This is a genomic window from Clostridium tertium (assembly GCF_017873245.1).
GTDB classification, from domain to species: Bacteria; Bacillota; Clostridia; order Clostridiales; family Clostridiaceae; genus Clostridium; species Clostridium tertium.
In genome coordinates, this window is the sequence record NZ_JAGGJY010000015.1 from 78033 (window position 1) to 98330 (window position 20298).

General features: G+C 27.6%; 27 protein-coding genes and 1 tRNA gene. 7 read left to right on the top strand and 21 right to left on the bottom strand.

All coding sequences use genetic code 11. The features are described from left to right. Nucleotides 1-14: 14 nt before the first annotated feature. The 10 genes from J2Z25_RS15190 to dcm form a co-directional block, all read right to left on the bottom strand. Complete coding sequence (locus J2Z25_RS15190; protein ID WP_245173420.1) at nt 15-293, bottom strand: hypothetical protein; 279 nt, start codon at nt 291-293, stop codon at nt 15-17. Nucleotides 294-295: 2 nt separating this feature from the next. After that, a complete protein-coding gene (locus tag J2Z25_RS15195) occupies nt 296-607 on the bottom strand; it encodes a Mor transcription activator family protein (protein ID WP_342451352.1) in 312 nt (103 codons plus the stop codon). Between the two features lie 1380 nt (nt 608-1987). Then, on the bottom strand, nt 1988-2125 hold the full coding sequence (locus J2Z25_RS15200) for a hypothetical protein (RefSeq protein WP_209741176.1): 138 nt from the start codon (nt 2123-2125) through the stop codon (nt 1988-1990). Beyond that, a complete protein-coding gene (locus J2Z25_RS15205) occupies nt 2126-2482 on the bottom strand; it encodes a hypothetical protein (protein ID WP_209741177.1) in 357 nt (118 codons plus the stop codon). Nucleotides 2483-2498: 16 nt separating this feature from the next. Then, nucleotides 2499-2810 carry a DUF960 family protein gene (locus tag J2Z25_RS15210; protein WP_209741178.1) on the bottom strand — a complete coding sequence of 104 codons (312 nt, stop codon included), beginning with the start codon at nt 2808-2810 and terminating at the stop codon, nt 2499-2501. Nucleotides 2811-2893: 83 nt separating this feature from the next. Further along, complete coding sequence (locus J2Z25_RS15215) at nt 2894-3520, bottom strand: hypothetical protein (protein WP_209741179.1); 627 nt, start codon at nt 3518-3520, stop codon at nt 2894-2896. Between the two features lie 74 nt (nt 3521-3594). After that, a complete protein-coding gene (locus tag J2Z25_RS15220) occupies nt 3595-3900 on the bottom strand; it encodes a hypothetical protein (protein WP_209741180.1) in 306 nt (101 codons plus the stop codon). A gap of 19 nt (nt 3901-3919) precedes the next feature. Continuing rightward, a complete protein-coding gene (locus tag J2Z25_RS15225; protein ID WP_209741181.1) occupies nt 3920-4258 on the bottom strand; it encodes a hypothetical protein in 339 nt (112 codons plus the stop codon). Between the two features lie 65 nt (nt 4259-4323). Next, complete coding sequence (locus J2Z25_RS15230; protein ID WP_209741197.1) at nt 4324-4632, bottom strand: hypothetical protein; 309 nt, start codon at nt 4630-4632, stop codon at nt 4324-4326. A 72-nt stretch (nt 4633-4704) separates the two neighbouring features. Next, complete coding sequence (dcm, locus tag J2Z25_RS15235; protein ID WP_209741182.1) at nt 4705-5949, bottom strand: DNA (cytosine-5-)-methyltransferase; 1245 nt, start codon at nt 5947-5949, stop codon at nt 4705-4707. 144 nt (nt 5950-6093) lie between these two features. Here dcm and J2Z25_RS15240 point away from each other — a divergent pair, with 144 nt between their 5' ends. After that, the gene (locus J2Z25_RS15240; RefSeq protein WP_209741183.1) at nt 6094-6702 is read left to right on the top strand and encodes a BglII/BstYI family type II restriction endonuclease; all 609 of its coding nucleotides are present in this window, start codon (nt 6094-6096) and stop codon (nt 6700-6702) included. 40 nt (nt 6703-6742) lie between these two features. Here J2Z25_RS15240 and J2Z25_RS15245 read toward each other — a convergent pair whose 3' ends face one another. From J2Z25_RS15245 to J2Z25_RS15285, 9 genes are all read right to left on the bottom strand, one after another. Next, the gene (locus J2Z25_RS15245; RefSeq protein WP_209741184.1) at nt 6743-7417 is read right to left on the bottom strand and encodes an HNH endonuclease; all 675 of its coding nucleotides are present in this window, start codon (nt 7415-7417) and stop codon (nt 6743-6745) included. After that, the gene (locus J2Z25_RS15250; RefSeq protein WP_209741185.1) at nt 7418-8293 is read right to left on the bottom strand and encodes a hypothetical protein; all 876 of its coding nucleotides are present in this window, start codon (nt 8291-8293) and stop codon (nt 7418-7420) included. 62 nt (nt 8294-8355) lie between these two features. Further along, on the bottom strand, nt 8356-8835 hold the full coding sequence (gene rlmH, locus J2Z25_RS15255) for a 23S rRNA (pseudouridine(1915)-N(3))-methyltransferase RlmH (protein WP_209741186.1): 480 nt from the start codon (nt 8833-8835) through the stop codon (nt 8356-8358). A 31-nt stretch (nt 8836-8866) separates the two neighbouring features. Continuing rightward, nucleotides 8867-9523: an Hsp20/alpha crystallin family protein gene (locus tag J2Z25_RS15260; protein WP_209741187.1), complete on the bottom strand. Its 657-nt coding sequence runs from the start codon at nt 9521-9523 to the stop codon at nt 8867-8869. A 226-nt stretch (nt 9524-9749) separates the two neighbouring features. Next, nucleotides 9750-10391 (bottom strand): lactate utilization protein, encoded by a 642-nt coding sequence (locus J2Z25_RS15265; protein WP_209741188.1) that lies wholly within the window; start codon nt 10389-10391, stop codon nt 9750-9752. 148 nt (nt 10392-10539) lie between these two features. After that, nucleotides 10540-11037, bottom strand: a complete 498-nt coding sequence (locus J2Z25_RS15270) for an SEC-C metal-binding domain-containing protein (RefSeq protein WP_209741189.1) — start codon at nt 11035-11037, stop codon at nt 10540-10542. Between the two features lie 46 nt (nt 11038-11083). After that, entirely contained in the window at nt 11084-11245 is a 162-nt protein-coding gene (locus J2Z25_RS15275; protein ID WP_209741190.1) for a CxxH/CxxC protein, read from the bottom strand. A 24-nt stretch (nt 11246-11269) separates the two neighbouring features. Beyond that, on the bottom strand, nt 11270-12061 hold the full coding sequence (locus J2Z25_RS15280) for an MBL fold metallo-hydrolase (protein WP_209741191.1): 792 nt from the start codon (nt 12059-12061) through the stop codon (nt 11270-11272). A 22-nt stretch (nt 12062-12083) separates the two neighbouring features. Then, nucleotides 12084-13343 carry a UDP-N-acetylglucosamine 1-carboxyvinyltransferase gene (locus tag J2Z25_RS15285; RefSeq protein WP_008676105.1) on the bottom strand — a complete coding sequence of 420 codons (1260 nt, stop codon included), beginning with the start codon at nt 13341-13343 and terminating at the stop codon, nt 12084-12086. A 330-nt stretch (nt 13344-13673) separates the two neighbouring features. On the opposite strand from J2Z25_RS15285, the gene J2Z25_RS15290 reads away from it, so the two are divergent. From J2Z25_RS15290 to J2Z25_RS15305, 4 genes are all read left to right on the top strand, one after another. Further along, the gene (locus J2Z25_RS15290; RefSeq protein ID WP_209741192.1) at nt 13674-14216 is read left to right on the top strand and encodes a hypothetical protein; all 543 of its coding nucleotides are present in this window, start codon (nt 13674-13676) and stop codon (nt 14214-14216) included. Between the two features lie 159 nt (nt 14217-14375). Beyond that, on the top strand, nt 14376-14825 hold the full coding sequence (locus tag J2Z25_RS15295; RefSeq protein WP_008676107.1) for a dUTP diphosphatase: 450 nt from the start codon (nt 14376-14378) through the stop codon (nt 14823-14825). A gap of 89 nt (nt 14826-14914) precedes the next feature. Continuing rightward, nucleotides 14915-15346 carry a DMT family transporter gene (locus tag J2Z25_RS15300; protein ID WP_209741193.1) on the top strand — a complete coding sequence of 144 codons (432 nt, stop codon included), beginning with the start codon at nt 14915-14917 and terminating at the stop codon, nt 15344-15346. 92 nt (nt 15347-15438) lie between these two features. Continuing rightward, nucleotides 15439-16632: a S8 family serine peptidase gene (locus tag J2Z25_RS15305; RefSeq protein ID WP_008676109.1), complete on the top strand. Its 1194-nt coding sequence runs from the start codon at nt 15439-15441 to the stop codon at nt 16630-16632. A gap of 47 nt (nt 16633-16679) precedes the next feature. On the opposite strand, the gene J2Z25_RS15310 is transcribed toward J2Z25_RS15305, so the two are convergent. Continuing rightward, nucleotides 16680-17768 (bottom strand): peptidoglycan DD-metalloendopeptidase family protein, encoded by a 1089-nt coding sequence (locus tag J2Z25_RS15310; RefSeq protein WP_209741194.1) that lies wholly within the window; start codon nt 17766-17768, stop codon nt 16680-16682. A 164-nt stretch (nt 17769-17932) separates the two neighbouring features. On the opposite strand from J2Z25_RS15310, the gene J2Z25_RS15315 reads away from it, so the two are divergent. Both J2Z25_RS15315 and J2Z25_RS15320 read left to right on the top strand, forming a co-directional pair. Next, a complete protein-coding gene (locus J2Z25_RS15315; protein WP_209741195.1) occupies nt 17933-18937 on the top strand; it encodes a DnaD domain protein in 1005 nt (334 codons plus the stop codon). Beyond that, nucleotides 18930-19904, top strand: coding sequence for an ATP-binding protein (locus J2Z25_RS15320; protein ID WP_209741198.1), 975 nt, complete (start codon nt 18930-18932; stop codon nt 19902-19904). The genes J2Z25_RS15315 and J2Z25_RS15320 overlap by 8 nt, the downstream gene beginning before the upstream one ends. A gap of 218 nt (nt 19905-20122) precedes the next feature. Here J2Z25_RS15320 and J2Z25_RS15325 read toward each other — a convergent pair. Next, nucleotides 20123-20197 (bottom strand) — tRNA-Thr (locus tag J2Z25_RS15325). Between the last annotated feature and the right edge of the window lie 101 nt (nt 20198-20298).

Consider the following 20298-nt stretch of genomic DNA (forward strand, 5'->3'; position numbering starts at 1 on the left):
CATCCTTTTTAGATTTAAATTTTTGATAAATAAATATTACAGCTGCAATTACTGCTCCTACTTTTATTAAGAACCATAAGACTGAAAAGAATCCTAGTATTATTCCTGAAAACCAAGTTAACTATAAATGCACTTATTACACAACATACTAACCATTCTCCAACCATTGCACCAAATCCTAGATACCATATTTCAAATATCGTATTTATCAATGCAAATATTCCTGTTCCTATTATTATTGTTGCTATTACTGCAATAGCTGTAGTTATTCCCCCTGCATCAAAAATATTCATTATTACTTCTCTCCTCTCACATTTTTGTTTATTCCATTTTTATTTATTACTTTTTGTAACCAATTACACGTGTATCCTAACTTTCTTGATATCTGTTTTAAGTTCTTTCCATCATAATTCTTATTTAAATAATCAATTACATATTTATCTGAATATAATCTCATTGGAAATGTTATCTGCTGACCTTTATAATTCTCATATACTTTTAGAGTTATATCATGTCCTAAAACTTCAACCATATCTTTATAGATACCCCTATAATTTTCACTTTTTCTACTCATATATTCTTTTTCAATCATCTCCTTTTCTTTCACATTAAATATTACCTCCTTTAAAAAGTTTTCATAATATTGAAAATACAAGTGATTTTTCCTTTTAAAATCACTTATTTAATATAAAAAGAGTTAATGCTTCTTTTATTAGAAACATTAACTCTTTAATCAGATTTATAATATATATTTGACTACATCATTTAAAACAGTTGATTTACTATTTCTTTGTTGTTTTTATTTTGAGTGTTATTATTTATTTTCACTTTCTGAAATTTCTGTTTTCTAGTATGTTATTGTTGCTTTCTGATGTATTTCTCTTTATTGGTAGATTAGATTTTTTATCTATTGTCTATTGTTATGATTTTATTCTCTATTGTAACTTTATTAGACTTTCTTAATTCTATTAGTATTAATTGATATAGTTATTATATCTTCTTTATTATTCAGTAACTTTAATTGTTATAATCATTAATTATTACTTGATATTATTAAAATTTCTTAATCAATTATTTTTAACTTGTATTATTCTTAATTATCTTATTATTGTAATTTTATTTATTATATTTATTCTTATCATTCTTATTATTTATTTTATTTTTTATTGAAATAGATTTTTATTAATCTATTTCAATTCTTATTTTATTATAAGGCTTTAGCCCCCCTATCCCCCCGTTACTCTTTCCAAGTCCCAAGTCCTTAGTTCCTATTCCCTAGTTCCAAGTTTCATTATTTTTATGTTTTATCATTTCAATTCTTTTTATTTTTGAGTGAATTTAGATTTGCACTGTACATATTATTTGTTATGACTTATCCTTGATTTTAAGTGGAATTATTGAGCTTAGGATTTTCTGTACCTTCAACATCTCATAGTCTTTCATGCCTTGTTATCCTAGCTTGTATAGTTATGGAGCTATTATTTACTGATTTTTCTTTATTGTTACAATCTTATTTAGAAAACATTCAATTTACCATCTCTTCGCAGTTTTTCATTCCTGTGGCTACATTTCTTCACATTTTCTAAAATCTCTGTTTTCTGATGTGTTATCGTTGCTTTTTAGATGTAGTTAGATTGATTGTAGTTACACTTTTTTCTCTTTATCCTATGTTCAAGATAAATTCCATCTTTACTTAGGCTTCTTCTATTCTTTCTACTCAATCTTATTTATTCTGAAAATATCGTCACTATCGTTACATCGACACTACTATTACAACGATATTTTCTAGTAATTTATTATTGTTATAAAAAAATCAGCTTATTATTATTATAATATCATCACAATAAATTTATTATTCTTAATTGTGATGATATTATATATTAATTCTTGCACTTCTTAATTATTAGACAACTTCTTAGATTTTTTAATTGTAAAACATTCACTAAATATTTATTTAAAATCTAGTGAATACTTAATAAAAATTTATTTATAAAAACTTTCTTATGAAATCCTTAGACGCTCCGAACATAGCTGATGCCGTTCCTATAGCTTCTCCCTCTGATAAGCCAGAAGCTATAAGCTCTAAAACTACACTTATTATCTTCAATATAAGTAAAAGATTCAACTATTTCCCCTCCTTTAAGTAAGTATAAATATATGAATAACTATCTCTTACTGGTATAAGCTTGATTACATATTTACTTAACTCTAAATCAACATATAATAGAGTTTCTTTATCATAACCTGTACCATTACATAGATTAACTACATTATTAAAATTATCTATCAACTCGAATTGAATATAATTAAGTTCTTGTTGTAACTTTCTTAAATCTATTTCTCTTCTATTATTCAATTCAGTTATTAACTCTCTAGGATTCCATTGGTTAGATAGCCTTCCATCATAGAAGTCGAACCTCATTACTCCAAGAAGTTCTTTACTATCATAAGCAAAGGTCTTTACTTTACTTAATGTATTCATTTTCTCCATCTCCTAATCAATACTCCCAAGGCAATAACATAGTACTTCCTTCAGATCCACTATCTATTACATACACCTTAATCTCATCATCTAGCTGAACATCTTCTAGCTCTATTTCATATGTGCATGAGTATTCAGGAACTTCTTGACTTTGCTTTATTACAATCTTATTTCCTTCTTTTCTTAGCTTGAAAACCTGTAAGTAATCCAGTTCAACATTTCCTTCTTCTTTTAGCTTATCAATCATACTCCACATTATAAGTTGTAATCTTATATCTACTTCATCATTTACACCTCTAGTTACATATCTATTATCTTTCTTGAACATCTTTATTTCTCTCCTTATTATTAGTTTTTCATATTTATCTAAAAAGTAAAAAGGCTATACCTTATCAACTAAGATATAACCTCTTAACAATCTATTTCAGAATATAAATATTTATTATATTCATCTTCATATATGGTTTCTGGAGCAAGTCCTAATAGCTCTTCAATATTACTTCCTCTAATTAAGTCATCTATTACATCTTCTTTACTCGTTTGCTCTATCCAATATTCAACTAATGAATCTTTATCTATTAATGAATCAACATAAATCGCATCATCAAGCATATCATCTAATAATTCTATTGCAATATCTTTTAGAGTAGCTGAACTTTTATAAATTATGCTATAATCATCAATCATTACATAGCCTTGTTCATCTAACTCATTACACCAATTGATAACATGACCTATTGATAATTCTTCTAATCCATTATCTTTTAGATTTTGGTACATAGAAATTATCCTGTCATCAACTTCATTTTCTCCAATTTCTTTTGCTATCTTTACTGACATACTCCAATCATTTAGGAATTCCTCCTTTAACTCTTTATTACTTATACTGTTTATTAATTTTTCTACGCTACTTACTTCTTCTATTTTTATACTCTTGTATTTATCTAATACTTTCTTAATTTCTCTTATTATATACTGCTGAATTATTGAAGAAACTTCTTCATTAACTGTAATGAACACATTATCTTTATTAAACATTTATACTACCTCTTTCTATACTTTTATTTAAATGCAAAAAGTCTTAATCACTATCTTTATAGTAATTAAGACTTTTAGATTTTACTTATTTCTTGTTTTAACATTTCAATGAATCCCTCTGAAAATACTTTTCTGTTTATTGATTCTTTTATTAACTCTATTAGTTCTAATTCTGTTACATCAAGACTTCTTGGAATGTATGTTTCATCACCTCTTCTAGTTGCCTTGTAGACACAGAACCTTACTTCGTCTCTCTTTAGTTCTTTGATGTAGATTTTCTCTATTGAGTATGTGTACTCTCCTTCTCCAACTTTTCCTTGGCTTATTATCTTGCAGTACTTAGTTTCCTTGATTATCTTTTCTTCACTCTTCTTACTCATGTTATTTACTCTCCTCATCTTATTTTAGTAGGAACTTAGAAAGTTCTTCTGTTGTTACTACTACTATTGCAAAATCACTAGAAAGCAAGTATAAGCTTGAAGTATAATTTTCTCCATTCATAACCTCAATTACATCAGTATATTCTGACACTAAACCTTGTAACTTATCTTGTTTCAGTATTTCGATATCTACGATATTTTCTGCTATAAATACATATCCACCTAAGTCAGATTCTATATCTCTATTCCCTCCATAGTTTTCATTTAGTATATATATTGTTGCTTTCATACTTTCAATTACTTCTGATGGTATATTGTTTACTTCTAGTAGTTGATTTTCTTTATAAACCTTTTTCACTCTATATTCTCCCTTCTAAATATAAAAACTCTTACCTGTATATATAAATACAAGTAAGAGTTTTCCTAAATTAAACTTTTATAAAATTCTATTGTTGGCTTATCATTATTTATTAATAGATTTAACTTTTCATATGTTAAATCATAGAAGTTATTATCTTTAGCATATTTAATTACTTCCTCATAAGATAATTCAAAAATATTATCTGTTATACTATAGTAGAAATCATCATTCATTACACCAAAGAAATACTTAACTGCATCTTCATAAGTCATTCTTGGTATATCTTCTAAATCACAATTCTCATCCGTATAACAACCATTTCTATCATTCCATTGAAGAAATTCTATAATTTTTATACGTTGATTTTCTATATACAATTTCCCATCCCCTTAAATATATTACTATAAATCAATATTATAATATATATTTATATTTTTTATAAGTTACTTTGAAGTTATTGCAACTTCTTGCAATTCATTGTTTTCATTATCAACTATTTCACTTATCTTTTTCCCCATTATTTCTATTAAACCAACTACTAAGGCATTTCCCATGCAAAAATATCTAAATTTCTCTGTCATTCCAGTATTAGTCCAATCATCATCAAATCCATTAAGTCGCTCACATTCAATAGGTGTAAGTACCCTTAATCTTTTTGTTATTGGATCTTCTATTACATGTGTACTTCTATTTCTACTTGACTCACTAGTTAACATAGTTCTAGCAGGTAAATCTAATGAATCTGGAAATGCAACAGCTCCCTCTCTATACACATACTCATGTCCAGTACTACTTTTCCTAGGTTCTGCTTTAGCGCCTTTCATATAGTTCCACTTTTCTAAATCATTTCCTATATAAAAATGTTCATCTACATTTTCTTCTAATATATCTCTTAACTTAGTCGCTTGAGTCACCTTAGGCTTTATTTTAAATGATACTACTTCATTATTATTTAAAATTCCAGCTTCATAGAAATCAAATGAAAAATTATCTGATATCTCAAGTATGTCTTTCTCTAATAAACAATTCGTTTTCTTTACAATTTCCTCAATTTTAAATTCTTTATTAAAAAAACCTTCATTAATTAAATAGTCATCTATTCCAAAATCAGATATTTTTTTTGTTACATTATTATAAAGTTTTGTTGTTTTACTATAAGCAAATATAAACACTCTTCTTCTTCTTTGAGAGAACCCATAATCTGCAGCATTAATTACTCGCCACTCAACATTATATCCTAACTCCTTTAAACAAGTTAACATTATTCCAAAATCTCTTCCTCTTTGCTTAGCTGGTGACTTAAGTAATCTATCAACATTTTCTAATAAAATAAATGGTGGTCTTTTCCTTTTAATCATCTTTTGAATTTCCCACCATAATACACCTTTCTTTCCTTGTATTCCTTTTGCTAAAGTAGAAGCAACTGAGTAATCCTGGCAAGGGAATCCACCAACCAATAATGTATGATTGGGAATAGGATAGTTTTCTTCATCATCATTTACTTTTGCAATATCGATATTTAATGTCGTAGTCTCTGGAAAATGAGATGTATAACATTCATATGCATATTGCCTACTTTTATTAGGTTCCCATTGGTTAGCCCATATAACCTGCCATTCACCAGCCTTACTCAATCCTAAATGGAATCCCCCAACTCCAGCAAATAATTCACATACTGTTTTATTCATCTACATCTCTCTCTTTCTATTGCTATTTATCTTTTCGAATTATTCCCTTAATAACTTTCTATATACATTGATTAAATAATTATGATTATATTATAATTTAATTACTGGAAAAGATCAACTTTTTTTTACTAGGAGGATTAAATTATGCGTTATAGAATATTTTCATTTAGAAATGCCCAAACGATTTTTGAAAATGATCAACAATTTTCTCATTTATGGGAAGAAGTTAAGGACACGTTAAACTCCATATCTGACCAAGATATTATAGAATCATATAATGATAACAATAGAAAATCTAAGAAAAGCATCTCTGATGATATAAATAGACTTATTGATCAAAGATTAGTTCAACTGAACTGGAATCGCCAAAGTGCTATTTTTAATGACTCTATATATAGACCCCAAGGTAGAAATCACTGGTGGACATTAGATTTTGCTAAAGAGTCTATAGCCATAGAAGTTGCTTTTAATCATGGTGAAGCTACTGCTTGGAATCTAATTAAACCTGTATTATCAAGCGAGCTAAATCATGTAGAGAAAGCAATTCAGACTCATGCAGGAATCATAATAACTGCGACAGATTCAATGAAAACAGCTGGTAATTTTGATAATTCATGTGGCTCATATGAAAAGTTTTTACAGTATTTAGATCCATTTAGAAATATACTAACAGTTCCTATGATTATAATAGGGTTAGAGGCTCCAGAAACATTTAAAATAAATTCTACTAGTAAAACTGTTGAGTATATTTAGATACTAAAACAAAACAGGCTATACTTATTTTAAGTATAGCTTATTTTTTATATTGATTTTTTTCGACTAATTCAGTAAATGTTAATTTATATCCATGAATCCTTCTATGACAATTAGCACAAAGAATTTTTAAATCAGATAATTTTGTAGTATGATTTTCTTCCATTTCTGCTACCTTAACTTTTTCATGATGTATATCTAAAACTACTTCATCATTCTCCCCACATATTTCACAAGCAGCTTGTCCTAACTGTTTTCTTGCAATATCTAGCTTTATCTGTCTAATACTAGAATTTCTTTTCTTACTCTCTATTAGCTTTGTAAATTTCTGACCTTCAATAAAATCTTGTTCATTTTCTATTTCTATAAAATTATCTATGTTTTTTATTTCTATCTTATTATCTATTTCATCTTTTTTTATAATTTTATCTTTATTACTACGCTTTACATCTATATTTCCGCTATACGCCTCTGAAATAGTTATATATGAATGATTATTTTGATTAGCTATTCTTATTTTATTAGGTAATTCTATCTGATTTTCTAATATATAAAACTTATATTTTCCCTCATTAGAAAAACCAAATAATTTATATCTTTCTTCAATATATCCTTTGATTCTAAGTGTTATTTCTTCATTTTCTATTATTTTTATAGAATCAATATTTTGTGGATAAATTTCTACTGTACCCTTTAGAGTATATATATTTTTCATTCACCCATATTTTTCTCTAAATGTATAGTATAATGATTTTTTATACGGATAATTACCGTTTATTGGGTGAGCGTGGATTCTATATTTATATATTAAATCTATTGTTCCAGAAGCAGGTATTGTTATTATTTCATGTTCATAAAAATTAGTATGTGATTTAGCCTTAACTACTTTATCATTATTATCTAATACTATATTCTTATTTATAATCATTTCACAACTCAACTTTTGCTTATTATTTTTTACCCATTCATTCCATAAATATGGTGCATATATACTATTTTTATAACCTTTTACTAAGTCTTCAATCCACCTTCTATCTATTTCTTTAATATCTAATATAGTAAAAACAGCTTTGTAATTTTTTATTTTTTTTCCATTTACTTTATTAACTACTTCAACTAATTTGTTATTTTCAACTAATCTATCGTCACCCGGAACTAGTAATCCCCTAAACTTTACATCTCTTCCCTTTTCACTTGTGAATATAAAAAATGGTGGTATTCTATCCCTATTATTTTCATTAAGATAACTAAATACATTTTTTAATATAAGATTTCCCTTTTTAGGAGTATCAAGCATATTGGTCTCATTGTTTAAGTTATCACCATAATAATAAACACGTTTATTATCCCAATCTATGTTATTAATCCAATTTTTATTTTTATTAGTTGAGTATAATACAACATAATTTAAATTAAATGGATTTATACTTCCCCTTTTTCTAAAACCGCCTGAATTTTCACACATCATTAATTTACTTAATACTTCATCAGACATATTACCATTATTCCCACTTTTATATACTGCATCAACAATTAAATTAGATTGAGATAATTCTTCAAATTCAATTGTTTTTTCAATTTTAATATTCATATTAATATAACCTCTCTTAATCTCTAATAAAATCATATTTACAATTTCAGTAAAAACCTCACTTATTTATGGTACGGTTCATTCTTCATTATCCTAAATGCTCTATAAATTTGCTCCAACAACATAACCCTAAATAATTGATGAGGAAACGTCATCTTAGAGAAGCAAAGCTTATAATTTGCTCTTTTTATAACGCTTTGTGATAGCCCTAAACTTCCTCCTATTATAAAAGCAATATTAGAGTTACCCATAACTCCACAACTTTCTATGTAGTTTGCAAATTGCTCTGAAGTTAAATTTTCTCCCTTTAAATCCATTGCAATTACAAACATATTATCTTTTATTTTGGATAATATAAGTTCTCCTTCTTTATCTTTTATTTGTAACTCTTCTTTCTCAGATGCATTATCTGGAGTTTTTTCATCTTGAAGTTCTATTATATCTAATTTACAGTATCTACTTAGTCTTTTTGAATATTCATCAATAGCTTGCTTTAGATATTTTTCTTTTAATTTACCTACTGAAATTATCGTTATATTCATTCCATTTTCTCCTCATATGTTATATATTTTATTATTTCAAATCTATATAGGTATCTATCTCTCTAATATCATCTGCATCAGAAAAACTTTCTACGTCTATGATTGTCGTATCCTTATCTACAGCTGGTCTTTTCTTTAAATAAACTCTTAGAACATCTGCATTATAAACAGCTTGAATTTTATTAGCTTCAATATTTGGTACATAAAAGCTCTTTTCTAGATTAGATCCTTCTTGAAAAACTGCAATCATTGAATTTTCATTATTAAAAACTTGATTTCTCTTAACTTTAATTCTTATATGATCCTCTTCATAATCTATATCTATATCTTTCTTATCAAATCCAACTAACTTACCTTCTATTAGGTATCTATCACCATAGTCAATAAAATCTAAATCTAATTCATCATCTATGCTTTCTAAAACAGAATTTACAACGTCATTATTTAAAACTGTGTCAACTATATTATTTATTAAATTTTCATTTGTTATTAGAGTTGTAAAAACTTGATTGAATACACTACTAAATGTTCCTCCAAAAATTCCAACCATATCACTTCCACTATTAAAGCTACTATATTGATAACTATTATTGAAGCCATTATTCATATTATTATTTCTATTATTCACAGCTCCATTGAACATGCCACCCATCATGTTGCTAATTAAAAAAGGGAACATCTCAAACATATATATCTCCTGCCTTATAAATTCTTATATAATATAATTATTTAATACAAGAATTTTTGACACAAAAATTAAGAAATGACGGCATTTAAATTTACTTTTTTCAACATACACCTTCACTTCTTAATTTTTCAACTTATTTATTCTTAGTTAATCAATATTTTATAAGCTGCTTAAATAAATATCTTTATTTTTAAATCTCATTGTAAATTCCTAATTGTTAATTATTCTAATATCCTATATTTTCATTAATAAATATCACATGCATTCTATCTTTTTTACCTTGGCTTGCTATAACAGTAAACTCTCTACATATTTTTTCGTTACTTTTACAATCCATGCAATATCCTACCTTAGCACATGGTGTCTTCTTATTTAATCTCTTTGCATTAGCTGGTGCACATATTTCTCTGTTTCTTTTAATAGCTTCATCAATATCCTTAACTATCTTATTTACTCCAACTAAAAGAATAACCTTATCAGGTCCATATAACATTGCTGCAACTCTATTTCCATTACCATCAACATTATATAACTTACCATCTTCAGTTACTGCATTACTACTTGCAAAGTATGCATCTACTAGAAAGCTTTCTTTAAAGATTCTAGTAATCTCTTCTGAAGTTAATCCCTCTTTATACCTATCTAAGAATTCATATCTTCCACTTCTTAAATAATCAATAACTCCATATTCAAAAAGAGACATAGATCCACCACAAGACACTACTGATCCTTCTTTAACAATTTCATTTATTTTTTCTATTAATTCTTCCTTTGTATTTACTAAATATCCGTTCATATTATTATTATTTAATGCTTCTATGGTTCTATTTATCTTTTGCTCATTAACCCATTTCAAATTACTGTCCATATATTTGCCCCCAATATTTATAATATAGATTATTCATAATAGATTAAGTGTTTTTTATAACTAATATAAACTTATTAAATAGATATTCAAATATACTTATTTGTAGCAAAAAAAGACCTATTTAAATATAGGCCTCTTTAATTTTTAATTATTTTCCACAGCACTTTTTATATTTCTTTCCACTTCCACATGTACAAGGATCGTTTCTTCCTATCTTATTTTCATTTCTTACTATTATAGATTCTCTATATTTCTTTTGAATTTCTTTTCTCTTTTCAGGTGAGAAGATTCCTTCCCATTGTGGTAAAGTGTATAGATATTCTGCTTTAGCATCTAACATATTGTAATATAATTTCTCTAAATCTACATCTAATGCTATTTCATCAGTATCTGTTAAAGCTTCTAAATCAAGATCATTCTTTAAACTATCGTTTATTCCGTCAACGAATCCCATAATAAATTCTGGAGTTGTATTATGCTTATTAGCTAAATCATTAATTGTAAAAGTATAATTTTCCTTATGCTTTGATAATATATCTCTGTATATAGCCTTTTCAATTTCCATATACTCATTCCAAAAGGCTTGTTCTCCCTTTGTTTTAACATATTCAACTACCATATCTGTCCATTGTTTATATAAACTCATATGTTCCTTCTCCTTTTTAATGGTTTTATATTAAATTTATTATTTTTTACTCATTCACTTTAATTATGTACTCTGCATTTTCACTACAATAACTACATTTCATCTCTTTAGCCTTTTCCATAATAGGAAAGGTTTCTTCATAGTTGATTAAATCATCCATTGCATCATCAATATGAACTTTACATGCATATATTTCCTTACTATTCATAATAACTCATCCTCTTCCTTATAACTAAACTTCTATTATGTTACTTGGGCTATGCCTATTAGCCATAGTTAAGTCAATATCCTCTTTAGGTACTATACCATGCTCCTTCAATACAGAACTAACTGTTTCTAAAGCTAAATCTGGATGATTATTAGTTCCACTTAAGTGCCCTAGTATTATTTTTTTATTTGGCTTATATCTAATTAAGTCTACTATTGCTTTGCCACAATCTTCATTAGATAAATGCCCAACTTCACTTAGTATTCTTCTTTTTAAAGTATAAGGATATGGCCCAAACTTTAGCATATTTACATCATGGTTACTTTCTAATAACATAACTTCTGAATCTTTTATATTATCTCGTATTTCTTCTGTATATATTCCAAAGTCTGTTATAACACTAACTTTTTTGCCATTATGATGCATAGTATATCCAACTGGAGCAACAGCATCATGAGGTATATTAAATGATATTATATCTAAATCCTTTATAGATAGTGTTGATCTTCTATCCATTATTCTCATATTATGCTCTTTTATTTTACCTATACTTCCATCCATAGCCATCCATGTATCTGCATTGCTATATATAGGAATATCATATTTACGGGATAATACACCTATTCCTTTTATGTGATCTGAGTGTTCATGAGTAACAAATATCCCATCTATATCACTTGGATTTTCTCCAATACTTTTTAACGCATCATCTATTTTTTTTCCTGGTAAACCCGCATCTATTAATATCTTTGCATGTTCTGAAGCAACAAATATACTATTGCCACTGCTCCCACTATATAATGAGCAAAACTTCATTTTACCATCCCCCATGCAGATATTATTCCTCTACTCTCATTATATCTGCACCTAATGCAGTAAACTTATTTTCAATATGCGGATATCCTCTATCTATATGTTCTATTTCTAATATTTCAGTTACGCCCTCTGCAACTAATCCTGCTATTACCATGGCTGCTCCAGCTCTTAAATCAGTAGCTATAACCTTAGCTCCCACTAGATTTTTACATCCTTCTATTATTGCTGTTCTTTCTTCTACTTTTATAGTTGCACCCATTTTCTTTAATTCATCTATATGCTTATGTCTACTTTCCCAAATGCTTTCAGATATTAAACTTTTACCAGGCACTATGCTTAATAGAGCTGACATTGGCTGCTGAACATCTGTTGGAAATCCTGGATATGGAGCAGTCTTTACATTAACTCCTTTTAGGTCTCCTTCAACGTATACTCTAACGCTATCATCGCCTTCTTCAACTATAGCTCCCATTTCTATAAGCTTTGCTGCAATTGATTCTAAGTGCTTTGGTATAACATTCTTTATAGTTACATCACCCTTAGTTGCTGCTGCTGCTATCATAAATGTACCAGCTTCAATTTGATCTGGTATAACGCTATAATTACATCCTGATAATTTTTCGACACCTTTTACTCTAATTACATCCGTTCCAGCACCCTTTATATCTGCTCCCATAGAGTTTAAGAAATTTGCAACATCTACTACATGTGGTTCCTTTGCAACATTTTCAAGCACAGTTGTTCCTTCTGCTAAAGTCGCTGCTATCATAACGTTTATAGTTGCTCCAACTGTAACAACATCAAAAAATATGTTTGCTCCATGAAGGTTCTCAGCCTCAACAATTACTGCACCATGCTCTATAGTAACCTTTGCTCCTAATGCCTCAAATCCTTTTATATGTTGGTCTATTGGTCTAACTCCTATAGGGCATCCCCCAGGAAGTTCTACTCTAGCCTTCTTAAACCTTGATAGTAATGCTCCAATAAAGTAATATGATGCTCTCATTCTTCTTACATCATCAGTGCATGCTTCTACACTTCTAACATCAGTAGCATCTATTTCTAAAGTGTTATTATCTAACTTATTTACTGAGCAACCAAGACTAGTTAATATTCTTTCCAAACAATGTACATCTTCTATATCAGGTACATTATCAATTATGCACTTTCCTTCACTAGCCATTATAGCTGCTGGCAGTATGGCTACAGCTGAATTTTTAGCACCATTTATATCAACTGATCCTTTTAAGACTTTGCCTCCATTTATAACTAATTTTTCCATCCATTTCACCCTTATCATAATTTATATATATTAATCTTTCCTATTATTTCAATTATTATCCATTATTGAACTTATTTACTTAAATTACATTATTAATTTACATTCTTAAAAAACTTACAATACTCATTATAACATAAAAATAATTTTAGGAAATAGAGTTTTTTATTCCAATTAGCATTTTCCCTAACCTTTATAATATTTCAACTTTTCTTTATATTATCTTTTTTAATTTATTTTAATATGTTATAATTTATAACAAAGTTTGTATTCATTTAAAATACATAAAATAAAATGAAAATATAGACTAATTTGATATGAGAGGCTAAAGCTATGAAATATTATTTAGTGGCATTATTTGATGAACAATCTTATAAAAACTTAAATCCTATACAAAGAAATCTATCTAAAAAATTTAGAGCTAATAGGAATTCTCCAACTCCTTATATTCCATTAGAGATAATAGAAAATCCTAATATAGATAAATTGGATGTTGTTGTAGATAAAATAGTTAAACCTTATAAAAATTTTAAGGTTCAGCTATCTACTGAAGTTTCAGTTTCAGAAACAAACAAAACTTTAAATATGAAGATAGAAGATGTAGGGTATATAAAGAGACTTACAAGATTAATGAGTGATACATTAAAACTACATGGATTTAATACACAGAATTGTAATAACGAACCATCAATGCATATATCTTTAGCTAATCTTAATTACCTTCCAAAGGATATGAAAAAATTTGATGGTGAAGTTAACTTTAAATCTAATTGTGAAACTCTTAAAGTTGATAGAATAGAGTTATGGAAATTCTCCACTAACAAAAAAGAAACATTAATAAAGAGTTATCCTTTAAAAAAGAATCTTTATTTATAAATATTAAATATCAAAAAGTGCTTAATTATTCTAAGCACTTTTTTTATTTTCTTAATATATAAAAAATTTATTTTTTTGTATTCGTTTACCACACTTTTCATTTATAAAATATTTTTGTAAAATATATTATAGTAAATCCTTAAAAGCAGGAGGATATTTATGAATATTATATCTTTTTTTGAATCGCAAAAAGAAAAAAATAAAAAAATCATTATTGATAATAACTTAAGCGACTATAAAATCTGGGCTAGAAAACATCTAGAATTACATACAAAATTAAGCTATCTAGCTGATGAAACTAAATGTTATAAATATTGGATATCAGAAGATGAACCAATGGATAAGTCAATATTATTTGAAAGATATTTAGATTGCTTTTCTCATATAATTAATCTTGGTTTAGACAGACATTACGATCATATCGAAGAAATCCTTATTAAACCAAATGATTATTGTTTAAGCGATCAATTCTTAAATCTATTTATAGATTTAAATGATTTAATAATATCACCTTCTGAAGATCATTATATAACACTTGTTGAAGATTTTATTAGCTTAGGAATTACTTTAGGTTATTCAGAATCTAAAATTAAAGAATCATTTATTTAATATATAATTAAAAACTTTCTATAATTAATAGGGAGTTTTTTTCATATTTCTCTTCTTTAAGTGGAATACTACTCCTGAGGTGATTTAATATGCTAGCAATTATATATGCAATAATATCAGGAATATCTATGACACTGCAAGGCGTATTCAATACTAAATTAGAAGAGAAGGTTGGAACCTGGGAAACAAACGTCATAGTTCAAGCCACTGCATTAGCTTTAACATTAATTATTGTAATGTTCTTTGGAAAAGGAAGCTTTAAAGCAGTGAAGGAAGTAAATAAACTCTATTTACTCGGTGGTGTCCTTGGTGTAATAATTATTTTTACTGTTATGAGAAGTATTGGTGCAATGGGAGCAACATTAGGAATTGCTGTAATACTAGTTGCACAGTTAGCTTCTGCTGGAGTTGTAGATGCATTTGGCTTATTTGGAGCCGAAAAAATATCATTCCATCTTAAAGAGTTTATTGGAATAGCTATAATGATATTAGGAATAGTTATATTTAAATGGAGAAGTTAATACTTCTCCTTTTTTTATATAATAAATTATAACATTAACAAAATTGATACTTTTAATATACTATATATTGTAATCAATTTTAGGAGCATAGTATGTTTTCTTCTAATAAAAAGTTAGATACAAATTTAAAGAGTTGTATGTTAGCAAAGCCCTATAATAATTATAGGATACTTATTAAATATAAAAGATTTCAGGATAACCTTATAAAGAAGATTATATCTTATAAAGGGGAAGTTATTAGCAATATAAAGCATTGCAATATAATATCCGCTAGACTAAATACTAGAGGTATTCAAAGATTATTAGAATATCCTGAAGTTGAATATATTTGCTTTGATGAATATTTATTTTTATGTGGCATGAGCGTTAGTACTGCAAATAAAGTAAGACTATCTAGCAAAACTAAAAGTACTGGTCATGGTATAGGTGTTGCAATCATAGATACTGGAGTTTATCCTCATCCTGATTTAGTTACTCCATATAATAGGATATCTATGTTTGTTGACTTGATAAATGGACTAAAATATCCATATGATGATAATGGCCACGGTACTTGTACCGCTGGAATAATTGCAGGAAATGGTGAAAAATCAAATGGTATGTATCGCGGAGTCGCTCCTGGATGTAATATATATTGCTATAAAGCATTTGATAAGAGTGGTAAGGGTTATATATCTGATATACTTCACTCTATGGAAATGATTTTCGAAGAGTCTGAAAAACATAATATTAAACTGTTATGTTTGCCATTTGAGCTTCTACATTATAATGTATTTCTGCAAAAATGTTTTGATATAATGGTTTCGTTAGTAAATAGTAAAAACATAACTTGTATAGTTCCAAGTGGTAGCAATAAAAATTTAGATGGGTCGATTACAGGAATTGCTTTATGTCCTAACTGTATAACAGTTTCAGGATATGACTCTACGTCCAAGGTAAAGCCTTATACTTATTCATCTATAGGATCATTAAAGAAAGATTTAAAACCTAATTTATGTGCAGCATGTGTTGATATAGTTTCTTTAAACTCTAACACTAATTACATTTCTGAAAAAGATGGTACTAAGCTTTATCCATCAAAACTTGATAGCTCATATAAAACATTTAGTGGTACTTCCTTAGCTGCCGCTTATGTAACTGGTGTTTGTGCTTTAATTTATGAAAACAATGAAAATTTAACTCCAAAAGATGTAACTTCACTTTTAAAAGTCTCATGTGAACCACTTGATATGCCAAAGAATTGCCAAGGTGACGGAAAAATAAATATAAACTCTATATTAAAATGAAAGGTACTAATTTAAGCACCTTTCATTTTATAATTTTTTATATTAAACTATTGTACAATATAATTAGTAGGATCTACCGGTTCATTATCTACTCTAAGTTCAAAATGTAAATGAGGTCCAGTACTAAATCCAGTACTTCCAATCGCCCCTATTATATCTCCCTTTTTAACCTTATCTCCTACCTTAACATAAAAGTCACTTAAATGACCATAATATGTAACCATATTATCTTCATGCTTAACTATTATTAAATTTCCATAACCGCCATCATTGTATTGTGCATAAATAACCTCTCCATCCATTGCAACTAATGCATCATCCCCTGTATTACCTGCAATATCTATTCCCTTATGAAAAGAGTTCCATCTCTCTCCATATCCAGAGGTCATGTATCCCCCCCTAGTTGGACTACTTAAAAAAGCAACTCCATAGTCATAGGGATTTTTTGTTCCTCTATATATCTTTTTACTAACTTGTTCCTTTATTACTTCTTCACTAACAACTTTAGTTTTTATTAGTTTGTTATTTTCATAAGTGACTTCTTTAACTTGTTTCTTTAATCCAATCTCTCCATATTCAACCTTACTTTCTCCTAAGTACATTGAATCACTTGGTATTATTATTATATTAGGCTGAATCTTTATATTTTCCTCGCTAGTATATTTCACATTTAGCTTAATCTTACTCGACGCTTCGTGTGATAATTTATATATATAATTAGCTAGCTCATCATTTGTCTGTAATAAACCTACATCAAATCTACTTTCTTGTAAGTCTATATTACCACCTATTTCAAATGATAATATTGAATCCTCATTGATATTCATTTCATCTATAACTTTCTTCAGAATTAAATCTTTTATGCTAGCTATATTATCTTCCATTGAAGTATATCCTATTACTTTATTGTCTAATTTAACTTCATACCCATCTATCTTACCTGTTAATGCAACAAATAAATTTTCAAATACGTTATCAGATAGAGAATATCTTGAACTATTTAAGTCAATATTATTTAATGCCCCATTTGTATTTGCACTAACTTTAATAGAATTAATATTTATAACTAGAATAATACTAAATACCAGTAATACAACATATCTAGTTATTATTCTCGTGTCTCCTTTGATATCCATAAAATCTCCTTTCAGATTAATAATGTTAAGCAACACATCTATTAGTTTTCCCATATTTAGAAATAATATTCTTTTTATATATTCCGTAGTTTAGTTGAGCCTACTTCAGCACTTTGCTATAATTAACTTATTATACAATTAATCTTAGAAAGGTGGATGTAAATATGAGCACTTTTATGCTTAAATCAAAGCCTTTAAAATTTACTCCTGTCAGTAATGCATTTATTGAAAAATATATGCCTAAAGCTAGAGGGGAATTTATTAAAGTATATCTTCTTATGCTTAAATATAATTTTACAGGCGAAATTGGTGTTAATGCATCAATTTTAGCTACATCATTAAATTTATTAGAGTCTGATATAATAAATGCCCTTAACTACTGGAATGAAGAAGGAGTAATTAAACTAGTTCCAATAGATAAAATGGGAAACTTTGATATAGAATTTATAGATCTTTCATCTGAAAACACTGTTGATAAGAACGAAATTAATATATTAGCTGAGCTTTCAGATGAATCTAACAATGGTATGCTAAAAGATATAGAAAAATTATTAGGCAGACCACTATCCCCTAGCGAGTTCACAACTTATATAAGCTGGAAAAGGGACTTTAATTTTTCTTCAGAGCTTATACTACTACTTATAGAGTACTGTGCTTCTAAGGGAAAAACAAATCATAGATATATAGAAAAGGTTGCCTTGGCTTGGCATGAAATGAGCATAAAAACAATTGATGATGCTCAAAATTATATAAGAAAAACAGAGGATAAATGGGGTACCTATAGAGAAATCTTAAAATTCTTAGGAATTAGAAATACTGATATAATGAAACCTCAAGAAGATATGTTAGAAAAATGGACTACAAATTATAACTTTTCATTAGAAATAATAAAGAAAGCATGCGATATTTGCTTCCAAAGGTTAAACAGGGCTGATTTTAAGTATATAGATGGAATATTATCCAGTTGGAATAAAGATAACTTAAGAACATTAAAAGAAATTGAAGAAAAAGAAGTTTCTTATAAAAATTCATCTTCTAAAAAGAATTTTAACAATCAAAAGTCAAATTCATATGAAAAGCCTAAATTAAGATTCAATAACTTTAAAGGCCGTGACTATGATTATGACGATTTAGAAAAGAAATTATTAGGATGGGATAATGATGATTAAAGGATATGAAAAAGAACTAACATTAATATATGAAAATATACGACTTGAAGAGGAAAAAAACTTAGAAAAAAGACGTAATGAAATAAAGCAAAAACATCCAGATATATTAGAATTAGATAATTTAATTCAGAAAAAATCCCTTAATTTAGCTATGTCAATTTTAAAGGGTTTAAATGAATTAGAGCTCAAAAATCTAAAAGAAGAAATAGTTGATCTTAGATTTAAAAAGTATGAAGCTTTAGTTGGTAATGGATATGATCAAGAATATTTAACACTTCATCATAGATGCCCTAAATGTAAAGATCAAGGATATATCGGCAGTACAAAGTGTATTTGCTATAAAAATAAATTAGTTAACCTTTACTATAAGGACTCTGATTTACAAGATTCACTAAGACTAAATAATTTTAATAACTTTGATTTATCCTTATTTTCTAATTATAAAATAAGCGATGATAAGTACACTCCTAGAAAAAATATTGAAAATATTCTTGAATATATAAATGGAGACTTTATACCAAACTTCTCTAAAAATAATGACAACATGTTGTTTTATGGTGATTCAGGAACCGGAAAGACTTTCCTAAGTTGCTGTGTAGCAAAAGAGCTACTTGATAAAGGTTATTTAGTTGTTTATAGAAGTATAGATGAACTTATTAAAAATTTAAGAGAAATAAGATTCGAAAATAATTATAATTTAGAAGACCTTTTAATAAACTGTGATCTATTAATAATAGATGATTTAGGTGCAGAACAACTTACTGAATTCTCTGCAACAGAATTCTTTAATTTTCTCAATAAGAAATTATTAAAAAAGAAAAAGATGCTAATTTCTACAAACTTATCTTTACCTGATATAAGTAAGAATTATTCTGAAAGAATTTCTTCTAGACTCCTAGGAAATTTTAAGTTATATAAGTTTTATTCTGAAGATATAAGGATCCAATTAAATTTAAAGAAAAAATAAAAAGAGGGATGTATCAAAATAAATTTTGATATTAGCCTATAAAAAGGGAAGTTCGAATTCGAACTTCCCTTTTTGAGCATATATAAATAATAAATAAAACTTCTATTTAATCTTAAAAACATCCTTAATCAAGTAAAATCAATGGTCTAAAAGAGGCTCACGAAACGTTATAGCCTTACAAAAAAACAAAAAAGACTCTAGATAATTCTAAAGTCTTCTGGAGCTGGCAATAGGAATCGAACCTACAACCTGCTGATTACAAGTCAGCTGCTCTACCGTTGAGCCATGCCAGCGCATGTTAATTTTTATCGCACTTTAAAGTGGCGACTCAGAAGGGGCTCGAACCCTCGACCTCCGGCGTGACAGGCCGGCACTCTAACCAACTGAGCTACTG

Excerpts from the sequence above, each read along its gene's own strand:
- J2Z25_RS15220 (WP_209741180.1), bottom strand. The coding sequence starts at position 3,900 with ATGAGTAAGAAGAGTGAAGAAAAGATAATCAAGGAAACTAAGTACTGC.
- J2Z25_RS15290 (WP_209741192.1), top strand. The coding sequence starts at position 13,674 with ATGAAATATTATTTAGTGGCATTATTTGATGAACAATCTTATAAAAAC.
- J2Z25_RS15270 (WP_209741189.1), bottom strand. The coding sequence starts at position 11,037 with ATGAGTTTATATAAACAATGGACAGATATGGTAGTTGAATATGTTAAA.
- J2Z25_RS15210 (WP_209741178.1), bottom strand. The coding sequence starts at position 2,810 with ATGTTCAAGAAAGATAATAGATATGTAACTAGAGGTGTAAATGATGAA.
- J2Z25_RS15215 (WP_209741179.1), bottom strand. The coding sequence starts at position 3,520 with ATGTTTAATAAAGATAATGTGTTCATTACAGTTAATGAAGAAGTTTCT.
- J2Z25_RS15260 (WP_209741187.1), bottom strand. The coding sequence starts at position 9,523 with ATGTTTGAGATGTTCCCTTTTTTAATTAGCAACATGATGGGTGGCATG.
- J2Z25_RS15190 (WP_245173420.1), bottom strand. The coding sequence starts at position 293 with ATGAATATTTTTGATGCAGGGGGAATAACTACAGCTATTGCAGTAATA.
- dcm (WP_209741182.1), bottom strand. The coding sequence starts at position 5,949 with ATGAATAAAACAGTATGTGAATTATTTGCTGGAGTTGGGGGATTCCAT.
- J2Z25_RS15280 (WP_209741191.1), bottom strand. The coding sequence starts at position 12,061 with ATGAAGTTTTGCTCATTATATAGTGGGAGCAGTGGCAATAGTATATTT.
- J2Z25_RS15285 (WP_008676105.1), bottom strand. The coding sequence starts at position 13,343 with ATGGAAAAATTAGTTATAAATGGAGGCAAAGTCTTAAAAGGATCAGTT.
- J2Z25_RS15245 (WP_209741184.1), bottom strand. The coding sequence starts at position 7,417 with ATGAAAAATATATATACTCTAAAGGGTACAGTAGAAATTTATCCACAA.
- J2Z25_RS15320 (WP_209741198.1), top strand. The coding sequence starts at position 18,930 with ATGATTAAAGGATATGAAAAAGAACTAACATTAATATATGAAAATATA.
- J2Z25_RS15250 (WP_209741185.1), bottom strand. The coding sequence starts at position 8,293 with ATGAATATTAAAATTGAAAAAACAATTGAATTTGAAGAATTATCTCAA.
- J2Z25_RS15265 (WP_209741188.1), bottom strand. The coding sequence starts at position 10,391 with ATGGACAGTAATTTGAAATGGGTTAATGAGCAAAAGATAAATAGAACC.
- J2Z25_RS15205 (WP_209741177.1), bottom strand. The coding sequence starts at position 2,482 with ATGAATACATTAAGTAAAGTAAAGACCTTTGCTTATGATAGTAAAGAA.
- J2Z25_RS15310 (WP_209741194.1), bottom strand. The coding sequence starts at position 17,768 with ATGGATATCAAAGGAGACACGAGAATAATAACTAGATATGTTGTATTA.
- J2Z25_RS15275 (WP_209741190.1), bottom strand. The coding sequence starts at position 11,245 with ATGAATAGTAAGGAAATATATGCATGTAAAGTTCATATTGATGATGCA.
- rlmH (WP_209741186.1), bottom strand. The coding sequence starts at position 8,835 with ATGAATATAACGATAATTTCAGTAGGTAAATTAAAAGAAAAATATCTA.
- J2Z25_RS15240 (WP_209741183.1), top strand. The coding sequence starts at position 6,094 with ATGCGTTATAGAATATTTTCATTTAGAAATGCCCAAACGATTTTTGAA.
- J2Z25_RS15295 (WP_008676107.1), top strand. The coding sequence starts at position 14,376 with ATGAATATTATATCTTTTTTTGAATCGCAAAAAGAAAAAAATAAAAAA.
- J2Z25_RS15300 (WP_209741193.1), top strand. The coding sequence starts at position 14,915 with ATGCTAGCAATTATATATGCAATAATATCAGGAATATCTATGACACTG.
- J2Z25_RS15315 (WP_209741195.1), top strand. The coding sequence starts at position 17,933 with ATGAGCACTTTTATGCTTAAATCAAAGCCTTTAAAATTTACTCCTGTC.
- J2Z25_RS15305 (WP_008676109.1), top strand. The coding sequence starts at position 15,439 with ATGTTTTCTTCTAATAAAAAGTTAGATACAAATTTAAAGAGTTGTATG.